The organism is Ferrovum myxofaciens, assembly GCF_000735045.1.
Classification (GTDB): Bacteria; Pseudomonadota; Gammaproteobacteria; order Burkholderiales; family Ferrovaceae; genus Ferrovum; species Ferrovum myxofaciens.
On sequence record NZ_JPOQ01000222.1, the window covers coordinates 1 to 8,151 of the forward strand.

Annotated in this window: 3 protein-coding genes; 2 read left to right on the forward strand and 1 reads right to left on the reverse strand. The window is 51.9% G+C overall.

Features of this window, described 5'->3' with window-relative positions; all coding sequences use genetic code 11:
* Positions 1-248 precede the first annotated feature (248 nt).
* Positions 249-542 carry an IS66 family insertion sequence element accessory protein TnpA gene (tnpA, locus tag IV91_RS0112955; RefSeq protein WP_031599129.1) on the reverse strand — a complete coding sequence of 98 codons (294 nt, stop codon included), beginning with the start codon at positions 540-542 and terminating at the stop codon, positions 249-251.
* A 205-nt stretch (positions 543-747) separates the two neighbouring features.
* Here tnpA and IV91_RS0112960 point away from each other — a divergent pair, with 205 nt between their 5' ends.
* Positions 748-4,422: an SIR2 family NAD-dependent protein deacylase gene (locus tag IV91_RS0112960; protein WP_031599132.1), complete on the forward strand. Its 3,675-nt coding sequence runs from the start codon at positions 748-750 to the stop codon at positions 4,420-4,422.
* Between the two features lie 252 nt (positions 4,423-4,674).
* A partial coding sequence (locus IV91_RS0112965) for a DEAD/DEAH box helicase (RefSeq protein ID WP_035418207.1) occupies positions 4,675-8,151 on the forward strand: 3,477 nt, incomplete at its 3' end.

Sequence of the window (8,151 nt, forward strand, 5' to 3'; positions counted from 1 at the left end):
GGTTGGCGCCCCAGAACACGGAAATGGCAGGTGTTCCGGGGTTGGCGTTCCCCATGCGACAGGGGAATCCTACCACCGGAACGACCTGTTTTATCGCCCTTGGAATCCTTCTTTATTTGGGTTGAACCCGATCATGTTTTCCATCCTCGGAAGGCTCGTCGAATCTCTGAGTTGCTTTTATTTCGGAGCAGAATACAGCGTAGTCGGACCCGTGATTCTGGAAAGAACATCAGTTTCTGGTGAGGGTGTCACCACCACCCCATCCCCAGATCGAGTTTGAGTTCAAGGGTTCCTGTCTGGCGTTGAGGTTCGGAAACATGCAGCGTACCCAGATCCATAAACCCTACGGGTTGCATCTGGCTGATGGCGTGGGAAGTCAGATTGCGAAATACCCCTTGCCAGCGCATCAATCGGGATGGATTTAATCCCTTATCCCGACAGAAGTTCTTGCAGTTCTGACCACTGGACAGAAACTCGGACACGAACCCCTGCCAATCCTGCCTGCTGTGGCGAAATCTCCTGCCACCTCGCTTGGTTTCCATACTCGCTCTCCCGTGTCATAATCTGGAGGAGAGTATGCGGAAAAATTATCCGGGAAAATACAACGCCGCTTAATTACCACGTACCCTGTGCCGGATGCCGGATGCCGGAAATCCGGATACTTCAGACATAGGACACTATGGCTGGTATAGTCGCAGAATATGACAAAGGGTGCCGCACCATCTGCAAATTCTACCAGTGAAAACAATGCATAAGTTAAGCGATCTTTCCGACTATCCTGCCATCAAAAAGTTGGCATCAGCACTGCATCAGTTTGATAGCAACCAACATGGCGCGGCCATCATGATTGGCGCAGGCTTTAGTCGTAGCGCGGCGCGTCACGTCGGTGGTGAGAAAAAGATGCCGCTTTGGTACGAATTCAGCGAAAAGCTAGCAACGGAACTCAATCCCAACGGCGATGATTTGAGTTTTTCAGACCCTTTGCGCGTTGCCGAAGAATACCGCGCGTACTTTGGGCAGGCAGCACTGAATGCCCGAATTCGAGATGAAATCGATGATGACGCATGGCGAACTGGCGATATGTACCTGTCGCTGCTGAAATTGCCGTGGTCAGAAATCATGACCACAAATTGGGACACATTGTTGGAGCGTGCTGCCAAGGATGTTCACGGCCCTTATTACACCACTGTTACCAAGCCATCTGATTTTACGTGGGCACCATCGCCACGTATCGTTAAACTCCACGGCACGATAGGTACGACTGACACCTTCATCGCGGCGCAAGAGGACTACCGCACCTACCCAGAGAAGTTTGCCCCGTTCGTCAATTTTGCACGGCAGGTATTTATCGAAAATGAACTTTGCCTACTGGGGTTCTCGGGTGACGACCCAAATTTCTTGCATTGGGCGGGTTGGGTACGAGATCACCTGGCTGGACATGCCAGAAAAATATATTTGGTTGGGGCATTGAAGTTGACAGCAGCGAGGCGCAAGTATTTGGAGTCCATCAACATCGCGCCGATTGATTTGTGGGATGCGGTGAAATATGTTGATGACCGTGATCTTAGGCATCAGATGGCGACAGGAATGTTTTTGAAAGCGATGATGGATGAGGGCAATTCCAAGGTAGAACCCCATAAATGGACGCCAAGTAATTTGGGCTCACAGCAAGTTACTCATGATGACTTGATCCGCCAACGCAAAGAACCCGAATACGCTGCCACATTACTAAAGCGAGAATTGGAAACATTGCAAAATGATCGCGAATCCTATCCGGGTTGGTTGGTATGTCCACCGACGCTACGGTGGCGGGTGCAGAATCAACTGAGCAAACCATACCCCAATGCTGAAAATATCGCCGCTCTTGCATCCGATGATCGCGCCAAACTCCTTTACGAAATCGCATGGCGGCACAGCATTACTTTTGAATATATTTCCTCTTGGCTGGCGGAGGCACTTTTCCAAGTTTGCAATCCAGATGAGCCATGCGGCCTGAACAAACGCCAGCAAATGGAAATTGTTTTGGTGTTGCTCAAAAACAGTTGCTGGCTAGTTGCAGACGATGAAGTAGGAAAACAGGTAATTCAAGAACGCGTAAAAGTCTTGGTCGCCATGCTGGAAAAACACGCGCAGTATTTGCCAGACTGCGCTGCTGAAATTGCTTATCACCAAGTTCTTACGGCGCGTGATGAACTGAACTATGTGGGCATGGAGGCATTGGTTGAAAAGATTGCTGGCGAAGATCCGGTTTGGAAACTCAGGCAAGCAGCATTGCTGATGGAGTTGGGGCGATTTGATGACGGTGAACGACTGATTACGGAAGCCTATCGTGAACTGCGAGAGCGTTATCGCCACAACCGGAATTCAATCCGTATTTTGTCTCGATTGACTTGGGCGCATTGGTTATTAAAGGCGGTGACACAATATCAAACCGGCAGAACGGTAGAAGCATTACCTAATTTTAAAGATTGGAAGTGCGACCCCCGGGATTGGATCGAAAACATTCAAGAGAAAGCTAGCAAGCAACAAGAGGAGTACCTTAAAAATAAAAACTCCATCGAACCTTCGTTTGAACAAGGCCATTATCGGGATAACTCAAACAAGCATTCGACTGGCAACGACTCATCCGAGTTCTTGCTGCTGGAGGGATTGAGTAGAAGTGTGGGTATCCCCTTGCGCTCAGGTAGTGCCTTTATGGGCACCAATCTGCTTGCAGGGAGTGTCGAAAAATTGATGCTGTCTGGTGGCATCGGTGTTAAGTTATGGGATTATACCTTGGCGATTCGCGCAGCCAGCGACGAAAACTCCCCATCGATCAAAGGGGTATTTACGCGCATCGGTGTGGCGTGTGCATCAAAAGAGGTTGTGGATACCTTGGTCGACCGCATCTTGCCAGTAATTGGCTACTGGCGAGAAAAACGCAGCAAGGAAACCACAAATCAACAACGCTATGCGCTATCTGCCCTTCGTGTGCTGATAGAAGTTCTGGCGCGCCTCGTCGTTCGTGTGTTGCCTGAAAAAGCCAAAGAAATATTCCGATTGTCAGTCTCGCTCGGACAGCAGAGAAATTTACAGCATCATTGGCTGTTTGATGCCTTTAACCACCTACTGACCCATTCGCTAAAAAGTATTCCAGAATCAGAACAGGGAGAATTACTGGCGGATGCGTTAGCATTTCCCTTGCAAAGCGAGATGGCGGTGAACAGGGATTTCCCTCGTTTCCCAAATCCCGTTATCAATCACCCCGACGAACGTGAAACATACCCCGGCATCGAAAGGCGGGTTGGCGAGTTGATAGAAGCAGTGACGCCAGGCGGCTCGGTTTCAAGCACTGCCGCCTTGTTAAGGCTTTTACCCTTGGTTGAAAAAGAAGGATTTCTCACGCAGATCGAGCGTGACAAGTTAGCAAGCGTACTTTGGGGTAGTGCGCCCACCTACCAGGTTTTTCCTAATACAGGTCTACTCCCTCATGCCTTACTCCTTCTGCCTACACTAGATGCAGGACAGGTCAAGGCGCTGGTCAGTCGTCATTTGTATGAGCATGGTGAAGAGGTTTTGACAGATACTCAGGAAAAACCACAGTCTTATCCATCACCGAAAATTCACCGAGCCATCGTGATTTATAAAGGTATGGCGAATGCCGCTGCCAATGAGACAACGCGCCTGCTACCAACACAAGACCAGGCATTAGCCTTGTTTGATCGTTTGGTGGTGTGGCGACCACAAATAGAACAAGATGTTTTTTTTGGCGCTATTGCCGATAGCTATCGGAAACAATTAATACAAAGCATCAGCAACGCACTTTCCTATGCGATTGCGCCTGTACTGTCTAATGAGGCGAAAACCGCTGAGCGATTTGAACAATTGAAGGCGTTTTATGAAGAGATCGAAGGGGCATTCTTCGTGATACCTGCCTTAGTTTATTTTTCACAGATTAATGAAGACATTGCGACCGATGTTAAAAGAATTATCCGAAATGCATTACAAGGCCGTGATGCAACTGAGGTGAGTTATGCAGCGATTGCTTTGCAGAAATGGATGGGGCTATTCGAGGCGGAAAGTTCATTACAACTCAGCAGTCTGATTTCAAGACTGATCGCCATTATCGAATCAGGTCGCACCGTGGGATTGCAACAGTTACTATTGGTTGCAGGTGAACTTTTCAAAAATAAACAGTTATCCGAAGAGCAAGTAATAACACTGATAGATGCCATACAGAACGCCTTTAACGCAGCAAACTACATCAACATAGAACCCAACGGCCAAGAAGCAATTAGTGCGTCCGGTATTCGAGAGGCATGTGCGAAATTGGCTAATACACTTGTCAGCCAACATCCAAACGATCTCGCCCTTCTAGGTTTGCTTAAAGAATCCAAAACGGATGCTCTTCCAGAGGTGCGTTTTGCGATTGATCGAAATTAACCTTGAATTGCTCGGGCCCAGTTAGACATTTCAGCCATTTGCATTTCCTATTCCAGTCCGCCTGCTTCGGCGATCTCGATCAAGGTTGGAATATTGGAAAATCCCAACAATATTGTAACTTCCCAGTAGAGGAACCTTTTTCTTTCCGGCCACTCGCTCTACAGCCACAAGCGTCCATGATTCCATCCAGAGGCACCAAAATTGAAAATTGTAGAGTAGGATGGTGGTTTTGCGTTTTTCGAGGATTGCCTTGTGTCTGCACTGTCTTCCCTGCTGGATGCCTACCACCAGATTGCCCAGACCCAGCGCGAGAAGGGGACCTACTTTGAAGACCTGATCCTCTGTTACCTCAAGAACGAACCCAAATACCGCGACCTGTACGAAAGCGCCTGGACCTACTCCGACTGGGCCCGATTGCAGGGGATCAACGCGCAGGATGCCGGGATCGACCTGGTGGCCGAGGTTCGGGGAACCGGGGAATTCCACGCCATCCAGTGCAAGTTGTACGCCCCGGATTATGTCCTGCGCAAGGAAGACATCGACAGTTTCATGACGGCTTCGGGTAAAATCGCTTTTACCCACCGCCTGATCTTCAGCACCTGCCTGCACTGGTCCCACCATGCGGAAAGCGCCATCGAGGGCCAGACCATTCCGGTCAGCCGGATTGACCTGTATGACCTAGAAACCAGCGCGATTGACTGGGCGCGGTATCAACCCAAGCAAGCTCCTCCCCTGCGCCCCAAAAAATCCCTGATGCCGCACCAGAAGGAAGCAGTGCGAAATGTACTTCACGGCCTGCACCAGGCCGACCGGGGCAAACTCATCATGGCCTGCGGGACGGGCAAAACCTTTACCAGCCTCAAGATTGCCGAGTCTCTGGCCGGTCCCGGAAAGCAGGTTCTATTTCTGGTGCCCAGCCTCGCCCTGCTGTCCCAGAGTTTGACGGAGTGGACACAGGAAAGTGAGGTCCCTTTGCACAGTTTTGCCGTGTGTTCCGATTCCGATGTTGGGAAGAAGGGCAAGCGGAAGGAAGAAGACCGGGTGGAAACTCTGGTTCATGAACTGCGTTATCCCGCCACCACGGATGCCGCAAAACTGGCTGGTGCCGTTTTCCGGCGACGAAATGATGCTGGCATGACGGTGATCTTCAGCACCTATCACTCCATCGAGGTCATTCACCGGGCCCAGAAGCATCACGGCCTGCCTGCCTTCGACCTGATCGTGTGCGATGAAGCCCATCGCACCACGGGGGCCACCTTTGATGACGAAGATGAAAGTACTTTCGTCCGGGTGCATAACCAGGACCATCTCAACGCCACCAAACGTCTTTACATGACCGCCACCCCACGGGTCTATGGCAACAGCGCCAAGGCCAAGGCAGAAACAGACAATGTTGTTCTCTGCTCCATGGACGACGAGGCACTGTACGGCAGGGATTTACATGTCATTACCTTCTCCACCGCCGTTCAACTGGGGCTATTGGTGGATTACAAGGTCATCGTGCTGGCTGTGGAGGAAGCCCATGTCAGCCGCCGCCTGCAAGAACTGCTCAAGGATGAAAACAACCAACTCAAGGTGGATGACGCGGCCCGTATCGTCGGCTGCTGGAAGGCCCTATCCAAGCAGGGTTTGACCGAGGATGACTGGTCACCCATGCGTCGCGCCGTGGCTTTCTGCCAGGTCATCGAACGGGCCAAGGAGGGCAAGGTTCACAAGGTCAGTTCCAAACAGATCGCCGGCATGTTCCAGTCGGTGGTGGAAGCCTATCAGGAGCAGGAGGAATTCGAGACCGAGGCCCGTCTGATTTGCGAAGCCGAGCATGTGGACGGGAGCATGAATGCCAGCGAGAAGGAAGCCAAACTGGTCTGGCTCAAGGAACCGTCCCCAGACCATACCTGCCGGATATTGAGCAATGTGCGCTGTCTCTCCGAAGGGGTGGATGTCCCGGCTCTGGATGCGGTACTGTTCCTGACCCCGCGCAATTCCCAGGTGGATGTGGTGCAGTCGGTGGGGCGTGTGATGCGTAATGCCCCCGGCAAGAAACTGGGTTATGTCATCCTGCCCGTGGTGATCCCGGTGGGCGTGGAACCCCATGAGGCCCTGAACGACAACAAGACCTACGCCGTGGTGTGGCAGGTCTTGCAGGCCCTACGCTCCCACGATGACCGGTTTGATGCCATGGTCAACAAACTGGATTTGATTGGTCGTGACCCGCGCAAGATGGAAGTCATCGCCATCACCGACAAAATCCAAAGGCAAGCGGCCAAAACCAAGGACAAAATCACCAAGCCTCGCGGTCCATCCGGGCGGGGCAGTCATGGGATTGGTGAGCCTGCGCCCATGCCTCCTTATCCGGTGCAGCAAGAAATACAGTTCGAGATTGGCGAGATCGAACGGGCCATTTACGCCAGACTGGTCCAGAAAGTCGGCAACCGCCACCACTGGGAAGACTGGGCCAATGACATTGCCAAAATTGCCAACACTCACATCGACCGCATCCGGGGAATCCTGGAGAACCCGGACAACAGGGAGGAGCAGACGGCCTTTGCCGCTTTTGCCACCGACCTGCGCCATAACCTGAACGACAGCATCAGCAATGACGAAATCATCGAGATGCTGGCCCAGCACCTCATCACCAAGCCGGTTTTTGATGCCTTGTTCGAGGGCTACAGTTTTGCCCGGCACAATCCCATCTCCCAGGCCATGCAGTCCGTGGTGGACATTCTGGAATCTCACCAGATCGGACGGGAAGCCGACACCCTGCAAGCTTTCTATGACAGCGTGAAATTCCGGGCAGCAGGCATCGACAACGCCGCCGGAAAGCAGAAGATCGTGGTGGAACTGTACGACAAGTTCTTCCGCAACGCATTTCCCAGGATGTCCGAACGACTGGGCATCGTCTATACCCCGGTGGAAGTGGTGGACTTCATCATTCACAGCGTGAACCACATCCTCAAGGTGGAGTTCGATCAGACCCTGGGCAGTCCGGGGGTGCATATTCTGGACCCATTCACCGGAACCGGGACCTTCATCACCCGGCTGCTCCAGAGTGGCCTGATTACCCCGGAAGAACTGCCCTACAAATACGGGAATGAGATCCACGCCAACGAAATCGTCCTGCTGGCGTACTACATTGCCGCCATCAACATCGAGGCGACCTACCACGGCATCGTGGGGGGAGAGTACAAACCCTTCGAGGGCATTTGCCTGACGGACACCTTCCAACTCTATGAGAAGGAAGACCTGGGGGATGCCATGCTGGTCCAGAACAGCAACCGAAGAAGAAAACAGAGGAACCTCGATATCCGGGTGATCCTGGGAAATCCGCCCTATTCAGCAGGTCAGGGCAGTGCCAACGACAATAATCAGAATGTGGAATATCCGCATCTGGACAGCCGTATCCGCAGCACCTATGCCGACCGTTCAAAAGCAGTCCTAAAAAATGCCCTGTACGACAGTTACATTCGCGCCATTCGCTGGGCCAGTGACCGGATTGGCGATAGTGGTGTGATTGGGTTTGTGACCAATGCCGGGTATCTGGATTCAAATTCGGCAGATGGCTTGAGGAAGTGTCTGGCGGAGGAATTTTCCAGCATTTATGTATTTCATTTGAGGGGGAATGCTCGAACGGCAGGAGAATTACGACGCAAGGAAAAAGATAACGTTTTTGGGATGGGGAGCCGTGCGCCCATTGCCATCTCATTGCTGGTCAAAAATCCAAACGGGGAA

Bases quoted from the DNA above. Each gene is read 5' to 3' on its own strand.
- tnpA (WP_031599129.1), bottom strand. From the start codon at position 542: ATGGAAACCAAGCGAGGTGGCAGGAGATTTCGCCACAGCAGGCAGGAT.
- IV91_RS0112960 (WP_031599132.1), top strand. From the start codon at position 748: ATGCATAAGTTAAGCGATCTTTCCGACTATCCTGCCATCAAAAAGTTG.